The sequence below is a fragment of the Mesorhizobium sp. M7A.F.Ca.US.010.02.1.1 genome, assembly GCF_004023085.1.
Classification (GTDB): domain Bacteria; phylum Pseudomonadota; class Alphaproteobacteria; order Rhizobiales; family Rhizobiaceae; genus Mesorhizobium.
This window is the reverse complement of the sequence record NZ_RZRV01000012.1, coordinates 79,962-95,873: the sequence shown is the minus strand read 5'-3', so window position 1 is coordinate 95,873 and position 15,912 is coordinate 79,962. Positions and strand designations below refer to the sequence as shown.

Annotated in this window: 17 protein-coding genes and 1 tRNA gene; 8 read left to right on the top strand and 10 right to left on the bottom strand. The window is 63.4% G+C overall.

Annotation, left to right across the window (positions count from 1 at the left end; all coding sequences use genetic code 11):
* Window positions 1-163: 163 nt before the first annotated feature.
* Window positions 164-239: transfer RNA gene (locus EOA19_RS15505), tRNA-Ala, on the bottom strand.
* 260 nt (window positions 240-499) lie between these two features.
* Between EOA19_RS15505 and EOA19_RS15500 the strand changes: the two genes are divergently transcribed.
* Both EOA19_RS15500 and EOA19_RS15495 read left to right on the top strand, forming a co-directional pair.
* Complete coding sequence (locus tag EOA19_RS15500; protein WP_023811703.1) at window positions 500-790, top strand: YggT family protein; 291 nt, start codon at window positions 500-502, stop codon at window positions 788-790.
* A gap of 13 nt (window positions 791-803) precedes the next feature.
* Window positions 804-1,121, top strand: coding sequence for a DUF167 family protein (locus tag EOA19_RS15495; RefSeq protein WP_128304095.1), 318 nt, complete (start codon window positions 804-806; stop codon window positions 1,119-1,121).
* 17 nt (window positions 1,122-1,138) lie between these two features.
* On the opposite strand, the gene EOA19_RS15490 is transcribed toward EOA19_RS15495, so the two are convergent.
* Genes EOA19_RS15490 through EOA19_RS15480 form a run of 3 tightly spaced genes read right to left on the bottom strand, consistent with a single transcriptional unit; the run spans window position 1,139 to window position 3,835 of the window.
* A complete protein-coding gene (locus tag EOA19_RS15490) occupies window positions 1,139-2,020 on the bottom strand; it encodes a MurR/RpiR family transcriptional regulator (RefSeq protein WP_013528979.1) in 882 nt (293 codons plus the stop codon).
* A gap of 10 nt (window positions 2,021-2,030) precedes the next feature.
* The gene (gene ugpC, locus EOA19_RS15485; RefSeq protein ID WP_128304094.1) at window positions 2,031-3,098 is read right to left on the bottom strand and encodes a sn-glycerol-3-phosphate ABC transporter ATP-binding protein UgpC; all 1,068 of its coding nucleotides are present in this window, start codon (window positions 3,096-3,098) and stop codon (window positions 2,031-2,033) included.
* A gap of 2 nt (window positions 3,099-3,100) precedes the next feature.
* Window positions 3,101-3,835, bottom strand: a complete 735-nt coding sequence (locus EOA19_RS15480; RefSeq protein WP_128304145.1) for an SDR family oxidoreductase — start codon at window positions 3,833-3,835, stop codon at window positions 3,101-3,103.
* A gap of 270 nt (window positions 3,836-4,105) precedes the next feature.
* Between EOA19_RS15480 and EOA19_RS15475 the strand changes: the two genes are divergently transcribed.
* From EOA19_RS15475 to EOA19_RS15455, 4 genes are all read left to right on the top strand, one after another.
* Window positions 4,106-5,338 carry a sugar ABC transporter substrate-binding protein gene (locus EOA19_RS15475; RefSeq protein ID WP_128304093.1) on the top strand — a complete coding sequence of 411 codons (1,233 nt, stop codon included), beginning with the start codon at window positions 4,106-4,108 and terminating at the stop codon, window positions 5,336-5,338.
* 494 nt (window positions 5,339-5,832) lie between these two features.
* Window positions 5,833-6,702, top strand: a complete 870-nt coding sequence (locus EOA19_RS15465; RefSeq protein ID WP_023811708.1) for a sugar ABC transporter permease — start codon at window positions 5,833-5,835, stop codon at window positions 6,700-6,702.
* Window positions 6,703-6,713: 11 nt separating this feature from the next.
* Window positions 6,714-7,538, top strand: coding sequence for a carbohydrate ABC transporter permease (locus tag EOA19_RS15460; RefSeq protein WP_128304144.1), 825 nt, complete (start codon window positions 6,714-6,716; stop codon window positions 7,536-7,538).
* 24 nt (window positions 7,539-7,562) lie between these two features.
* On the top strand, window positions 7,563-9,056 hold the full coding sequence (locus tag EOA19_RS15455; RefSeq protein WP_128304092.1) for a M81 family metallopeptidase: 1,494 nt from the start codon (window positions 7,563-7,565) through the stop codon (window positions 9,054-9,056).
* Between the two features lie 147 nt (window positions 9,057-9,203).
* Here EOA19_RS15455 and EOA19_RS15450 read toward each other — a convergent pair whose 3' ends face one another.
* The 6 genes from EOA19_RS15450 to EOA19_RS15425 form a co-directional block, all read right to left on the bottom strand.
* Entirely contained in the window at window positions 9,204-11,258 is a 2,055-nt protein-coding gene (locus EOA19_RS15450; protein WP_128304091.1) for a M3 family metallopeptidase, read from the bottom strand.
* Window positions 11,259-11,355: 97 nt separating this feature from the next.
* Window positions 11,356-11,787, bottom strand: coding sequence for a nuclear transport factor 2 family protein (locus EOA19_RS15445; protein ID WP_128304090.1), 432 nt, complete (start codon window positions 11,785-11,787; stop codon window positions 11,356-11,358).
* Window positions 11,784-12,428 carry a carbonic anhydrase gene (locus EOA19_RS15440; RefSeq protein ID WP_027037320.1) on the bottom strand — a complete coding sequence of 215 codons (645 nt, stop codon included), beginning with the start codon at window positions 12,426-12,428 and terminating at the stop codon, window positions 11,784-11,786. The genes EOA19_RS15445 and EOA19_RS15440 overlap by 4 nt, the downstream gene beginning before the upstream one ends.
* Window positions 12,429-12,576: 148 nt before the next feature.
* Complete coding sequence (locus EOA19_RS15435; protein ID WP_128304089.1) at window positions 12,577-13,347, bottom strand: DUF429 domain-containing protein; 771 nt, start codon at window positions 13,345-13,347, stop codon at window positions 12,577-12,579.
* Window positions 13,344-14,228 (bottom strand): pyridoxal kinase PdxY, encoded by an 885-nt coding sequence (gene pdxY / locus EOA19_RS15430; protein WP_128304088.1) that lies wholly within the window; start codon window positions 14,226-14,228, stop codon window positions 13,344-13,346. The genes EOA19_RS15435 and pdxY overlap by 4 nt, the downstream gene beginning before the upstream one ends.
* A gap of 13 nt (window positions 14,229-14,241) precedes the next feature.
* Window positions 14,242-14,493, bottom strand: a complete 252-nt coding sequence (locus tag EOA19_RS15425; RefSeq protein WP_128304087.1) for a hypothetical protein — start codon at window positions 14,491-14,493, stop codon at window positions 14,242-14,244.
* Between the two features lie 162 nt (window positions 14,494-14,655).
* On the opposite strand from EOA19_RS15425, the gene EOA19_RS15420 reads away from it, so the two are divergent.
* Together EOA19_RS15420 and EOA19_RS15410 are read left to right on the top strand one after the other, a co-directional pair.
* Complete coding sequence (locus tag EOA19_RS15420) at window positions 14,656-15,294, top strand: LemA family protein (RefSeq protein WP_128304086.1); 639 nt, start codon at window positions 14,656-14,658, stop codon at window positions 15,292-15,294.
* A 200-nt stretch (window positions 15,295-15,494) separates the two neighbouring features.
* Window positions 15,495-15,912 (top strand): YgcG family protein (locus EOA19_RS15410; RefSeq protein WP_206638045.1); only part of this gene is annotated, 418 nt, incomplete at its 3' end.

The following is a 15,912-nucleotide window of genomic DNA, read 5'->3' as shown; positions in this document are numbered from 1 at the left end:
CTTCCGCCATAAGTCCAATTGACAAAAATTTTGCCGGATATTGCGAAATAGGCGATGTAGCGCGGCCTTTTAAGGTGCGCTGGGCACAGCAATGCTAACGCGGGGCAAGCCGGGACGAGCGTCGCGGACCGCATCTGGCGCGGAGAGTGGAGAATTATTCCACTGGTGGAGCTGAGGAGGATCGAACTCCTGACCTCGTCATTGCGAACGACGCGCTCTCCCAGCTGAGCTACAGCCCCGTCCAGCGGATGGGCGCATTTATCGGGCGCCGCGGTTTCCTGTCAAGGCGGAGGTTTGCCGAAATCCAGTGCCGTCAAGCGTCGAGTTGGCGCCGGCGGATAGCGGCCCTTGCCGGTTTTGTGTATTCGCGCCTTCGTTGGGGTGTCGGCGACATGCCGCCCTACAGGTCAGACCGAGCCGGTATTGGCGCCCCACAGAAAGGCGGCCCTTGCCGGTTTCGCGTGCAATGGCTACATGTCGGCAACAATTGGAGACCGGCATGCTCGCCCTCATTCAAACAATCGTCATGGCGCTTGACCTCTACTGGTGGATCATCATCGCCTCGGCGATCTTTTCCTGGCTCTACGCCTTCAACGTCGTCAATTCGAAGAACCAGTTCGTCGGCAGCATCGGCAACATGCTCTACCGGCTGACCGAGCCGGCGTTGCGGCCGATCCGCCGCTTCATGCCGGACCTTGGCGGCATCGACATCTCGCCGATCATCCTGCTTCTGATCCTGTTCTTCCTGCGGCAGTTTCTGCTCACCACGGTGGCGCCTCTGATCCTGTGAGCAGGATGACCTTATGAGCACGCCGTTTCGCCTGCGCGAAAACGGCGCCGAGTTGTTTGTCCGGCTGACGCCAAAGGCTGCGCTGGACAGGCTCGAAGGCTTCGAGGCCACGGCGGACGGGCGAAGCCATCTGAAAGCGCGCGTCCGCGCCGTACCGGAAAACGGCGACGCCAATCATGCGCTCGAAAAGCTGCTGGCCAAGGCTCTGGGCGTGCCCGGGTCCGCTGTCTCGGTTGTCGCCGGCGGCACCGCGCGGCTGAAGACCGTGCGCATTGAAGGCGATCCGGCGACGTTGGCGAATAGCATCGAGGCGCTCGGCCATCAGTCCTGATGTCCTTGCCGGAGGGTTCAATCGCCCAATGGCAAACGCGGATCGTCGACTTTCAACGTGTTCACGCTCTGCTTGATGCGGCGCAGATTTTCCAGAACCCTTGGTCCGCGCGTCTCGGCGACCGAGGTGACGATCATGTCGACGATCGACAGCAGCGCATAGCGCGACGATGTCGGCTTGTAGATATTGCCGTCCTCGAGCGACTGGAAATGGATGACCGTGTCGGCGACCTTGGCGAGTGCGGAGTCCGGCGGGGTGATGGCGATCGTGGTGGCGCCATATTGCTGGGCGACCTGCACCGCATCGATGACCGATCGCGCATAGCCGGAGACAGAGAAGGCGATCAGCGTGGTGTCAGGGGTGGCGACGGCGGCGTACATGCGTTGCAACTGTCCGTCGATCTGCGCCAGCACCGACACGCCAAGCCTGAACAGCCGGTTCTGCATTTCGGTCGCCATCATGGACGAAATGCCACCGGAGCCGATGCACAGCACATTACCGGAAACAGCGATGCGTGCGGCGACGGCGACCAGCGTCGTCATGTCGAGGTTTTCGCTGGCGCGCTGGATGGCCGATATCGCCGCTTCGGTGATGGCGGAAGCGATGCGCTGTTCGCGGGCATCGCGGCTCAACGGTTCCGGCGACAGATACTGGCCGCCGATGGCGATGGCCTGCGCCAGATAGAACTTGAAGTCGCGCAGGCCCTCGCAGCCGAGATTGCGGCAGAACCGCGTCACCGTTGGCTCACTGACGCCGACGCGGGCGGCAATTTCCGAGATCGCTGCCTTGGAGACGAAATCGAGGTCTGCCAAGACGAAGCCGGCCAGCTTGCGATCCGACTTCGTTCCGTCCTGCGACATCAGCTGCAGGCGCGTGATGATGTCGGCCGGCGTCTTCATGCTGCTATTTTCATAGAGGCAGCCCCGTCGCCTTGTCGAACAGATGGATGTTGCCGGGATCGACCGAGACCGGGAGCAGGTCTCCCGGCCTGACCGGCACCCTGTCACGGAACACGGCACGTACCGTATCAGCACCGATAGCGCCGTAGACATGGGTTTCGGAGCCGGTGGGCTCGACGACATCCACCCTGATCGCCATCGCGTCGACAGCCTCGCCGATGACAAAATGTTCGGGCCGGATGCCGGCCTCCACCGCACTGCCCGCCGGCACCTGTTTGCCGGCAAGCGCAAGCCGCCCGCCACCGGCCGACTCGAACCAGCTTTTCTCAGATGATGTCTTGAGCGAACCCGACACAAAGCTCATCGACGGTGAGCCGAGGAAGGAGGCGACGAACTTGTTGGCCGGGTGGTCATAGAGCTCCAGCGGCGCCCCGACCTGCTGGATCCTGCCCCGGTCCATCACGACGATGCGGTCGGCCATGGTCATGGCTTCGATCTGGTCGTGGGTGACATAGACGATCGTCGATTTCAGCCGCTGGTGCAGCGCCTTGATCTCGACGCGCATCTGCACGCGCAGTTGCGCGTCGAGGTTGGACAAGGGCTCGTCGAACAGGAACACCGACGGCTCGCGCACGATGGCGCGGCCCATGGCGACGCGCTGACGCTGGCCGCCCGACAGCTGGCGGGGGTAGCGGTCGAGATAGGAGAAGAGATTGAGGACGCCGGACGCCTTCTTGACCTTCTCGTCGACCACGGTGCGCGCCTCGCCGCGTATCTTCGGACCAAAGCCGATATTGTCCGACGCCTTCAGATGCGGGAACAGCGCATAGGACTGGAACACCATGGCAATGTTGCGCTGCTGCGGCGGCAGCGCGTTGGCGCGCACGCCGCCGATCAACAGGTCGCCGGAGGTGATCGTCTCCAGGCCGGCCAGCATGCGCAGCAAGGTCGACTTGCCGCAGCCGGACGGGCCGACCAGGACGACGAACTCGCCGCTCTTGATATCGAGGCTGATGTTCTCGAGGATCTTGTGCTGCCCGAAGGATTTCGACAGGTCGCGGAACTCGACGTCGGTCATGCTCACGCTCCCAATATGTCGTCGATGAAGGGCAGGCAGCCGGCGGTCAGTCCCGCGTCCACGGGCATCACCACGCCTGTTATTCCCGATGCGCGATCGGACGCAAGGAAGGCGACGGCTTCCGCGACTTCCGCAGCGTTGACGATGCGGCCGAGCGGATAGAGCCGCTGCAATTTGCCGAGGATTTCGGGATCCTTGGCAAGGCGGTGGTCCCAGGCGGCGGTCCGGATCGATCCCGGGCAGACGACATTGGCGCGCAGGCCGCTGCGGCCGAGCTCGACGGCGATCGCCTTGGCATAGGCGTTGATGCCGGCCTTGGCCGCGGCATAGGCCGGATTGCCGAAATGCGCGATGGCGTTGACAGAGGAGATGAAGACGACGCTGCCCGAGCCGCGGCTAGCCATCGCCTTGACCAGTGGATCGGCGAAATTCATCACGCCGGTCAGGTTGAGGTCGAGTTCCTGCTCTATTCTGTCGGGATCGAGCGCCGAAATCGTCTCGGCGCGCGTCCAGCCGGCATTGTTGACGAGAATGTCGGGCACGCCATCCCGGTCGAGGATCGCGGCGACCGCCGTCGCTATCGATGCCTTGTCGAGAAGATCGAAGACATGGCGGGAGGCAAGGTGCGGACTGTTCAGCGCCTCGCTTGACTGATCGCAGCCAACGACCCGGGCGCCCCTTTGCGCCATCAGCGCCACAATGGCCGTGCCGAGGCCGCCGCCAGCACCCGTCACCACGACAGTCTTGCCCTCGAACTCGGTCCTGCCTTCGAACTTGGCCCTGCCTTCGAACTCGGCCCTGCCTTCGAACTCGGATTGCGAAACCACCGTGCGTCATCCTCCGGGAGTTCTGACAGATCGCATAAGGCCTAGGCCTGTAAATGTAATTAAGCAACAGGATAATCTTCTTGCAAGCCTTCAAATCATCGATAATGTAGGAAAGTCACATAATCTTCTGCTCCGGCAACGAAGAGGCGCGCAGGCGCAAAATCAAATGGGAGAGATCAAATGAGCCTTGCAAAATGGACTGTCGGCCTGATGGCCGGAATGAGCATGCTGGCAATTGCGGCGCAGGCGGATGCGGGCGAGGTGCGGGTCACCGTGGCCGAGTACAGCGCCAAGACTGCTCCCTATTTCGCCGACGTCAAGAAGGAATTCGAGGCGGCGAACCCCGGCATCACCGTCAAGTTCGAAGTGGTGCCGTGGGATGTGCTGCTGCAGAAGCTGACCACCGACATCACCGCCGGCACCAATGCCGATCTGTCGATCATCGGCACGCGCTGGCTGATCGACTTCGTCCAGCAGGATGTCGCCGAACCGCTCGACGGCTACATCAAGCCCGACTTCAAGGACCGCTTCATCGATACCTTCCTGTCGCCCTCGATCATGGACGGCACGACCTACGGCCTGCCGATCGCGGCCTCGGCGCGCGCCATGTACTACAACAAGGAGCTGTTCGAGAAAGCCGGTATCGCAAAGCCGCCGGCAACCTGGACCGAGCTGCAGGAAGATGCGCGCAAGATCAAGGCGCTGGGGTCGGGCACGTTCGGCTTTGGCCTGCAGGGCAAGGAGATCGAGACCGACGTCTATTACTATTATGCGATGTGGTCGCAGGGCACCGAGATCCTCAACAAGGACGGCACTTCGGGCCTGAGCACGCCAGGTGCGCTTGAAGCCGCCAAGCTCTACAAGTCGATGATCGACGAAGGCCTGACCGAACCCGGCGTCACCTCCAACAACCGCGAGGACGTGCAGAACCTGTTCAAGCAGGGCAAGGTCGGAATGATGATCACCGCACCGTTCCTGTCCAACCAGATCAAGGACGAGGCGCCGAATCTGAAATACGGTGTGGCGGCCATTCCCGCTGGACCGACCGGCGCGCGCGGCACTTATGGCGTGACCGATTCCATCATCATGTTCAAGAACTCCAAGAACAAGGACGAAGCCTGGAAGCTGCTCGATTTCCTGTTCACCACGGAGCAGCGCGCCAAGTTCACGCAAGGCGAAGGCTTCCTGCCGGTGAACAAGGAAGAGGCCAAGATGGACTACTACGTCAACAATGCCGATCTGGCGGCGTTCACCGCGCTCCTGCCCGACGCCCGCTTCGCGCCGGTCATTCCGGGCTGGGAGGAGGTCGCCCAGATCACGTCGGACGCCATGCAGAAGATCTATCTCGGCGGCGACCCCGAGGCGGGCTTGAAGGAAGCGGCGGCGAAGGCCAACACCGTGCTGAAGAAATAGGGGCCGTGCTGAAGAAATAGGGCGTATCTCCCTGCGCCCGTGGCGCGCTCCGCTCAGGCGGGCGCGCCACATCTTGCAGACTTGAGCAGAAGGACAGTTCGTCGATGTCAGCGCCACCCCAGCCAGGTTCCTTTCCTCTCCCTCCGGAGGGGGGAGAGGTGGCTCGGCGAAGCCGAGACGGAGTGGGGGAACCACCTGGCAACCGCCGCGTACGGACATAGGAAGGGCACTAGGCGCAAGCATAAGCCTCGCCTTGCGTCTAAAGGTCGACCCCCACTCCGTCGAGCTTCGCTCGACACCTCTCCCCCGATCGACGGGGGAGAGGAAGGACCCCTTTCCGCAACTGCTGCGGAGGACGGGCAGGCAGGTGAGGGGCGCGCCGACGGTTACAAGGAATCCTGAAGCGGTGCCTTGAGAAGAACGAGGCGGGTTAAGTCAATCTCTTAAGCCAGCGCAATCCAATCTCCACCCGCAACACGGTACAAAGCCAGCCGATGCAAAATCGCTTCTTGCCCTATCTCCTGACCTTGCCCAGCCTGTTTCTGGCGGCGGTGGTCATCTTCTGGCCGGTCTGGGACCTGATCCAGATCTCGACGCATGAGGTCAGCCGCTTCGGCCAGCTTCGCGACTTCAACGACTTCGCCAATTTCGCGGCACTCGCTGCCGATCCCGATTTCACGGCCGCGCTCTGGCGCACCGGCCAATGGACGGTGATGGTGGTCGGCGGCGCGCTTCTCTTGTCGATCCCGGTGGCGATGATCCTCAACACCGATTTCTATGGCCGCGGCATCGCTCGCGTCATCATCATGCTGCCCTGGGCGGTGTCGCTGACCATGACCGCGGTGGTCTGGCGCTGGGCGCTGAGTGGCGAAAGCGGCATGCTGAATTCGGCGCTGATCGGCCTCGGCCTCATCGACCATAACATCCAGTGGCTGGCGAGCGCGGAGACCGCTTTTCCGATGCAGGTTCTGATCGGCATCCTGGTGACGGTGCCGTTCACGACGACGATCTTCCTCGGCGGCTTGTCGTCGATCCCGGACGACCTCTACGAGGCGGCGGCGCTCGAAGGAGCGACGCCGCTGCAGCAGTTCCGCGAGATCACCTTTCCGCTCCTGAAACCGTTCATCAACATCGCCATCGTGCTCAACACCATCTATGTCTTCAATTCCTTCCCGATCATCTGGGTGATGACGCAAGGCGGGCCGGCCAACTCGACCGACATCCTGGTCACCCATCTCTACAAGCTGGCCTTCCGCATCGGCAAACTGGGTGAGGCATCGGCGGTGTCGCTGGTGATGTTCGCCATATTGCTGGTCTTCACCATGATCTATGTGCGGCTGGCAATGCGGGAGCAACGCACATGACAAATCGGCTCATGACGGGCAAGCTGAAGCGCTCCATCATCGCCTGGCTGCTGCTGGCGCCGCTGATCGTGGTGACGCTATTTCCCTTCGCGGTGATGTTTCTGACCGCGGTCAAGCCGAGGCAGGAAGTGCTGTCGCCGACCTGGTGGCCGAGCGAATTCCGCTGGTCCAACTTCTCCGACATGTGGGTGGCGACCGGCTTTGGCCAGGCGTTGCTCAATTCGCTCTATGTGTCTGTGATCGCCACAGTCGGCGCCATCCTGATCTCGGTTCCGGCGGCCTATGCGATGTCGCGCTTCCGCTTTGCCGGCTACGGCGCCTTGCGCCAGTTCCTGCTGATTTCGCAGATGATCTCGCCGATCGTGCTGGTGCTTGGCCTGTTCCGGCTGATGGCGGCCTGGGGCCTGGTCGAGAGCACGACGGCGCTCGGCTTCATCTACATGGCCTTCAACGTCGCCTTCACGGTGTGGATGCTGCAGAGCTATTTCGACACCATTCCGCGCGATCTCGAGGAGGCGGCCTGGATGGAAGGCGCCGGCCGCTGGCTGACCTTGCGCAAGGTGTTCCTGCCGCTCTGCCTGCCGGCGATCGCGGTGACGGCGATCTTCACCTTCATCAATGCCTGGAACGAATTCGTCGTGGCGCTCACCATGTTGCGCAGCCAGGAAAGCTACACGCTGCCGATCCAGGTGTTCTCGCTGGTCGCCGGCCGCTACACCATCGAATGGCATCACGTCATGGCCGCCACGCTGCTGGCGACCTTGCCGGTGGCCATCCTGTTCATCTGGCTACAGCGTTATCTCGTTCGCGGGCTGGCGCTCGGAGCGGTCAAGTAGCCGCTATCTTTCTACGGAGCTTTCATGCGCATCTTCACCGCCTCGCTGGCGACGGAAACCAACACCTTCTCGCCGGTGCCGACCGATAGGGCCTCGTTCGAGATGGCCTTCTATGCCGGGCCCGGCAAACATCCGGACACGCCGACGCTGTGCTCCTCGCCGATGGTGGCGCTGCGCCGGCGGGCAGCGGCCGAAGGCCTTGATGTCATCGAGGGCACCGCCACCTGGGCGGAGCCCGGCGGTCTGGTGCAACGGCAGACCTATGAGGCGTTGCGCGACGAGATCCTTGGCCAGCTCGAGGCAGCGCTGCCGGTCGAGGCTGTCATCCTCGGCCTGCATGGCGCCATGGTGGCGCAAGGCTATGACGACTGCGAAGGCGACCTGCTCGAGCGGGTTCGCGCAATGGTCGGGCCGGAGGTGGTGATCGCCGTGGAACTCGATCCGCACAGCCATCTGACACCGAAGCGCGTGGCGGCCTCCGACATCCTCGCCTACTTCCTCGAATTTCCGCACACCGATTTCTATGAGCGCGGCGAACACGTCGTCGAGCTTGGGCTTGCGGCGGCGAGGGGCGAGATCAAGCCGGTCATCTCGACCTTCGATTGCCGCATGATCCAGGTGCTGCCGACCAGCCGCGAGCCGATGCGATCTTTCGTCGACCGGATCAAGGCGCTGCACGGCAAGGACGGCGTGCTGTCGGTCTCCGTCATCCACGGCTTCATGGCGGCCGACGTGGCCGAGATGGGCACGCGCATCCTGGTCGTCACCGACAATGACAAGGCCAAGGGCGACGCGCTGGCGGCACGGCTCGGGCGGGAACTCTATGCGCTGCGGGAAAAGACGGCGATGACGATGCTGAGCGCCACCGACGGCATCGACCGAGCGTTGGCCGTGCGCGGCAAGAATCCGGGCAAGCCGGTGGTCATCGCCGACATCTGGGACAATCCCGGCGGCGGCGTTCCCGGCGACGGCACCTTCGTGCTGCGCCAGATGCTGGCGCGGGGCTTGGACAGGTTCGCCGTGGCGACGATCTGGGACCCGATCGCGGTCACCTTCTGCCTGGCGGCGGGCGAAGGCGCGGTCATCGATCTGCGCTTCGGCGGCAAGGCCGGTCCGCAGGCCGGCGAGCCGATCGACGCGCGCGTGCGCGTGCTGAAGGCGGTTGCGGAGGGTTGGCAGAGTTTCGGGCCAAGCCGGGTGACGCTCGGGCCGACGGCGCTGGTCCGCCTCGAAGGCACCGAGGTCGACATCATCCTCAACACCAATCGCACGCAGACCTTCGAGCCGGATATCTTTTCCAACATCGGCGTCGATCCGCTGGCCAAGGACGTGTTGCTGATCAAGTCGACCAACCATTTCTACGCCGGCTTCGAGCCGATCGCCGCCGAGATCATCTATGTCTCGGCGCCAAGTTCGTATCCCAGCAATCCGGCGGTGACCGATTACAAGAAGCTGACGCGGCCGGTGTGGCCAAGGGTGGCTGACCCTTGGAAGGATGCTGGTAATCTCCCCCCTTGAGGGGGAGATGTCGCCGAAGGCGACAGAGGGGGTCGTCTCTCGTGAAGCGCCAACCTTCTTCTGCCGCGGGAGGTCGAGCCCGGTCGGACCGACCCCCTCTGGCCGCTTCGCGGCCATCTCCCCCTCGAGGGGGGAGATTATTCGGTGCTATACCAGCCCGCGCTTGACCATCATCGCTTCCGGCGACGGCATCTTGCCGCGAAACGCCGTGTAAAGCTCCTCCGGATCCTTCGAACCGCCGGCGGCGTAGATGTTCTTGCGCAGCCGCTCGGCGAGCGCCGGGTTGAAGGGGTCTCCGGTTTCTTCGAAGGCAGCGAAGGCATCGGCGTCGAGCACTTCCGACCACATGTAGGAATAGTAGCCGGCCGAATAGCCTTCGCCGGAAAAGACATGGCCGAAATGCGGGGTGCGGTGACGCATGGCTATAGTGTCCGGCATATGCAGGTTTGCAAGCGTGTCGGCTTCGAAACGAAGCGGCGCTTCAGGCGCGTCCGCCCGCGCGTGATAGGCCATGTCCATCAAGGCGGAGGCGGTGAACTCTACTGTTGCAAAGCCGGCGCCAAAAGTCCGCGCGGCCAGCATCTTGTCGAGCAGCGCCTTGGGCATCGGCTTGCCGGTCTTGACGTGCAGCGCATGTTTTTCCAGCACCGCCGGCACGGTCAGCCAATGCTCATAAAGTTGCGAGGGCAATTCGACGAAATCGCGGCTGACCGAGGTGCCCGCTACCGACGGCCAGGTGACGTCGGTCAGCATGCCGTGCAGCGCATGGCCGAACTCGTGGAACAGCGTTTTGGCCTCATCGACCGACAGCAGAGCCGGCTCGCCCACCGGCGGCTTGGCGAAGTTCATGATGTTGTAGATCACCGGCTTCGAGCCGTGGCCGAGCCTATAGCCGGATTGCAGCGCGCTCATCCAGGCGCCGGAGCGCTTTGACGGCCGCGCGAAATAGTCGGCCAGGAACAGGCCGCGCTCGCTGCCATCGGCATTCTTCACCACGAAGACGCGGGCATCCGGATGCCAGGCCGCGATGCCCTTTTTCTCTTCGAAGGTGATGCCGAACAACCGTGTCGCTACATCGAAGCAAGCGTCGATGATGCGGTCGAGCTGCAAATAGGGCTTCAGTTCCGCCTCGTCGAAGGCGAATTTTTCCGCGCGCAGTTTCTCCTGGTAGAAACGCCAGTCCCAGGCAGCGAATTTTTCGTTGCTGCCGGCCTCCGTCGCCAACCGTTGCAATTCGATCTGGTCGCTTGCTGCCTTCTCAAGCGCTTTTTCCCACACCGGATCGAGCAGCGCGTGCACGGCCTTCGGCGTCTTGGCCATGGTGTCATCGAGCTTCAGCGCGGCGAAGGAGGCGTAGCCGAGCAGCTTTGCCTTCTCGGCGCGCAGGCGCAGCATGTCGCGCACCACGTTCGTATTGTCGGTGGCGCCGCCATTCTGGCCACGCATGGTGAAGGCGCGGAAGGCGATCTCGCGCAGATCGCGGCGTTCGGAGAAGGTCGAGAACGGCTCGTAGCTCGAGCGCGACAGGGTGACGGCATAGCGGCCCTTCTGGCCACGCATTTCGGCGGCCTCGGCCATGGAGCTTTTCACGAAATCCGGCAGGCCGATAAGGTCGGCTTCATCGAGAAACAGCGCCCAGTCGCGCTCGTCGGCCAGAACATTCTGGCCGAAAGCCGTGCCGAGCGAGGACAATTCCTCGCTGATGCTTGCCAGCCGTTTCTTGCCGTGGGCATCGAGCTTGGCGCCGGAACGGACGAAGCCCTTCCAGGTCTTTTCCAGCACCCGCAGGGTCTCTGCGTCGAGCTTCAGGCTCTCGCGGCGCTGGTAGAGATCGTCGATGCGGGCAAACAGCCGCTCATTCATCGAAATCGCCGAGAAATGCCTGGACATTTTCGGCGAGATGTCGCGCTCCAGCGCCTGGATCGTCTCGTTGGTGTAGGCGCCGGCGCGGCACCAGAAGATCGACGAGACGCGGTCGAGCGCTTCGCCGCCGAGTTCCAGCGCGGCAAGCGTGTTCTCGATGGTCGGCGCATCCTTGCAGCCGGCGATCGCCTCGATCTCGGCCTCGTGCGCCTTCAGCGCCGCGTCGAAGACCGGGGAGAAGTCGCCGTCACCAATGCGCGTGAAATCGGGCAGGCCGAGCGGCCCTTGCCACGCGGTCAGCGGATGGGCGGCGAGGTCGACGGCTTTCGTGGAAGGCATGGACAGTCTTTCGCTGGTGAGGGCAGGCAGGTGGATGGTACCCGATGTAGGGCGCGGCTGGCGGGCCCGCAATATGCGGATTTGGCCGATATCGGCCTCAGAAGCCGTCGCAGTTCTCGGCGATCGTGGCTTGCGAACTGGCGGTGATGCGGTTGTCGCTTACCGCGAAGGTTTCGTGCATCAGCATGTCGTTGTTGGGGAAATCGTAGCAGGCGACCACCGTGGTGACGCCGCCTTCGCTTTTCTCGACCCTGTGCCGGATTGCCGCACCGGCAACCGCACCTTTCCACTCGTCGATCGAAGCGATGAATTCCTGCTTGCTTTGCACGATGCCGAGGTCGTCCAGCTTGATGTGGACATCGTCGGCGAGCAGGTCGGACAGTTCGGTGCGGTCGGCGACCAGCAGCGCCGAATACCAGCGGCTGATGAGGGCACGATCATCGGCGCGGGCGGCAATCGCTACCAGCAGCGCGGCCGCCGTCAAAACGATCGACCTGATGTTCACCACCTTGCGCGCCGCTGTGTTCATCCCAGCTCCGGCCGTTCGAAATCGCCGGTCTCCTTGTTCATCGTCCAGAGTTCGCCGGTCGAGATATCGAACCAGGCCCCATGCAGCGACAGTCGCCCCTTGCCCTCGAGAATCGAGACGCAGGGAAAGGTTCTGAGGTTGGCGATGGAATAGCGGATCGAGATGCGCTCCAGCGCGGTCTGGCGCTCCGACGCGGTCATGAAGGTGCTGGAGGAGACGGTTTCGGCCGCCGGCGCGATCAGGCTCATCCACTTGCCGATGAAGTCGCCCGGCGAAAGCGGCGCGGAATTGCTGTCGAGCGCGGCACGGATGCCGCCACAGCGGCCATGGCCCATGACGACGATGTTCTTGACCTTGAGGCTCTGCACGGCGAATTCAAGCGCCGCCGAGGTCGAGTGGAACTCGCCGTCGGGAGCATAGGGCGGCACCAGATTACCGACATTGCGCAGCACGAAGAGTTCGCCGGGCCCGGCGTCGAAGATCGCCTCGGGCGCCGAACGCGAATCGCAGCAGGCGACGATCATCGTCTCCGGCGCCTGGCCTTCCCGAGCGAGATCGCGATAGCGCCCGCTCTCTGTGAGATAGCGGCCATTCATGAAATTGCGGTAGCCGGCGAGAAGATGTTCAGGGAGATGGGACATGGGCGGCGTCTGGAGCCTTTCCGGGTTGGATGCGGCAGCTCGTTGCGGTCTAGAGAGGCTCTAGCGGCAAAAGCCGGTCGCGAGCAATGCAGAATTATGAGGGCTGGCTAGAAATGCCATGCATCGAGCGCAACCTTGGCCAACAGCGTTACGCCCAGATGGCGACAGGAATGCCAAAGCTGTCGCGGCCCGGCTGGTCGGGCAGCGGCCGTGCCTCGCCGCTGGCGATGCGACCGGCGATCAGCATCATTGCGGCCGCGTCGAGGAAATCATCGGCGGCTGCGCCGCGCGGTGGCGGCTGGTCGAGAAAGCCCGTCTCATAGCCATGCCGGCAAAGCAGAGCCTTGCGTTCCGTCATGCCGGCCGGATTGATGCTGCCCTTGATCTTCTTCGGCAGTTGCATGGCCTGATCGCCGTTCAAGCGGCAGAAAGCGACTTCCGGATGTGATTCGTAGACGCGGCCGCGCAAATCGGGTCGCGCGATCAGCAGGGCGTCGATCTCGCGAATCTTGGCAAAAATGCCGAAGGCCTGGATCGAGACGCCACGCGGCGGGTCGGATGTGGTCATAGCCACCTCGCTTGCCCTGATGTGCGCGGCATACCAGGCTTCGATGGTGGTGAAGCCGTTGGTGTCGGCATAGAGCGCGGCGCGGGAGGGGATCGAGAAGACGCTGGATTGGCGTGCCCCGAGCAGCGGCCGCACCAGCGCTTCGGGGCCGCGACCGCCCTTGCCCGAAAACTCGGGCAGGCCGATCGGCATGTCGACAGCGATGACAGTATCTGTGGGAAGCGATGCGAGCAGGGCAGTGAAGGTTGCAAAGACACCGACCGACGGTGCCATGCCAGAAGCGCGCCGGACGGCGATCCAGCCGGCCTTGCAGCCGTCGACGCCGACAAGCACGGCCTCAGTCGACGTCACGCCCGGCGGCCCCGCCCCGGATGTGTGAGGTGGCGAAGCTGGACCATCGCCATCGGATGCGACAGGCTCTGCGCATCGGTTTCGAGCTGCAGTTCGTCGCCGCCGCGCTTGGCGGTGCGCGCCAGGATCTCGTAGACCGCCGCCGTCGTCGATTGCAGCGCCTTGATCGGCGGCTGGCCGGACAGGATACGTGCCAGATAGACGGCCGCCGTCAGATCGCCCAGGCCATTCGGCGGCTTGTCGATCAGGCGATGTTCGGCGAGCAGCGCCTGGCTGCTATCGAGCAGCAGATTGCCGGTGCCGCCCGTCATCATCGACGGCGCCGAGGTGACCAGCATGGTCGATGGCCCGGCGTGGAGTGCGGCCGCGATCACCGATTTCAGGTCGGGCAACGCGGCGCCGGCCATCCATTCCAGTTCGTAGCGGTTGGGGGTGGCTATGTCGGCGATCGGCATCAGCCGGTCGCGCATGGCTATGGCGGTGGGCTCGGGCACATAGAGGCCGCCCGAATCACCCATCACCGGATCGCAGATATAGACGGCGCCGGGCGTCCTTGCTTTCACCGCGGCGACCAGCGAAGCGACGGCCTCGGCCTGGCCGGCCTCGCCGAGATAGCCGGACAACACGGCGCCGACCTCACCCAGCCATGGCGCCCGCTCGAGATCGGCCATCAGCGCCTTGAACTGGTCGAGCGGCGGCACGATGCGCGTTGCCCGGCCATGGCCGGGATGCCAGGGCAGGATGACGGTCGGCACCGCCCAGACCGGGAAACCCAGGGTCTCCAGCGCAAAGACTGCGGCACGGTTGCCGACCGAGCCGCGCGCGACATGGCTGGAAATGACGATGACCGCACGCGGCGCGTCGATTTGTTCGGCGCTCATTGTCGTTTGATTCCTAACTGCCCCGGATGACGTAAAGCACGAGCCAGACCATCAGGCCCAGCGCCAGCAGGAGGCCGAGCGTGCGGCCAAAGCGGGTGCCCCAGACTTCGATCGGATCGGCACGATCGATATCGGCCGCCGTGACATGATCGTGCATGCCTTTCGCGGCCCGCGATACAAACGAGTTGCCGGCCGGATCCGTCTCGTGCGCAATGCGCTCGAGGATACGGCGCGATTCCTTCTCGCTGTCCTGGCGCTGCGCCATGATGATGTCCCGTTTTGCGGACCTTATCGCGTTCGCACGGCCAATCACAGAGCCTTGCAGCGGCATCGGGCGTGCCAGGTGAGAGGCTGCCGGCGCGGGCGGTTTTCTTGCGCGCTGATTGTGGTAATGCTTCGCGTGCAACTTCTACCGAGGGACCCCATCATGTTTGCCCAGCGCCTTGCCTCGCCGTCCACGTTCCGCACGCTGTCCGCCTTCCTGATGATGGCGATCGTGCTGCCGCTGCTTGCCGGCTGCGGCTACAACACCATCCCCACAGCGGAAGAAAACGCCAGGGCGGCATGGAGCGAGGTGCTGAACCAGTATCAGCGCCGCGCCGACCTCATCCCCAACCTGGTCGAGACGGTGAAGGGTTATGCCTCGCACGAAAAGGATACGCTCGACGCGGTGGTCGAGGCACGCGCCAAGGCAACGCAGATCACGGTAACACCGGAAACGCTGAAGGATCCCGAAGCCCTCAAGAAGTTTCAGGATGCCCAGGCGGGGCTGACCAGCGCGCTGTCGCGGCTGATCGCGGTCTCGGAAGCCTATCCCGACCTCAAGGCCAACCAGAATTTCCTGGCGCTGCAAGCCCAGCTCGAAGGCACCGAAAACCGCATCGCCGTGTCGCGGCGCGACTACATCCAGGCGGTCAGGGACTACAATCTGACGCTGAGGACCTTCCCCTCGGTGCTGTGGGCGACCTTCTGGTTCCGCGGCAACGAGCCCTTTGCCAATTTCACCGTCGCCGAAGACAAGATGCAGCCGCCGAAGGTCGATTTCGGCACGAAGCAGGGCGGGTGAAGGACGCATGGTGAGCTTGGTCATTGTCGACCTTGTGTTCCTTCACACCCCCCTCTGTCCTGCCGGACATCTCCCCCGCAAGGGGGGAGATCGGCTGCTTTGGCGGATTGGCCAATTTTCAACATCACAGGAAAAGAGCCGTCAGTGAAGACAGCCAATCTCCCCCCTTGCGGGGGAGATGTCCGGCAGGACAGAGGGGGGTGCCAAGAAACGCCAGCCTGACATTCTTGGCTGTCATTCTCAGCTTCCTCTTCCTGCCACTCGCCATCGCCGCCGATCTTCCGGCACTAACCGGCCGTGTCGTCGACAATGCCGGCGTCATCGATGCCGCGACCAAGGCGGCGCTGACGCGGAAGCTCGCCGACTTCGAGACAAAAGGCTCCGACCAGATCGTCGTCGCGACGATCCCGAGCCTCGACGGCGAGGAGATCGAGCCTTACGCCAACCGGCTGTTCCGCTTCTGGAAGCTCGGCCAGGCGAAGGAAAACAACGGCGTGCTGCTGCTGGTTGCCCCGAACGACCGCAAGATGCGCATCGAGGTCGGTTATGGGCTGGAAGGTACGCTGACCGACCTGCACACAAAGTTGATCATCGAAAACGACATGGTGCCGGCCTTCC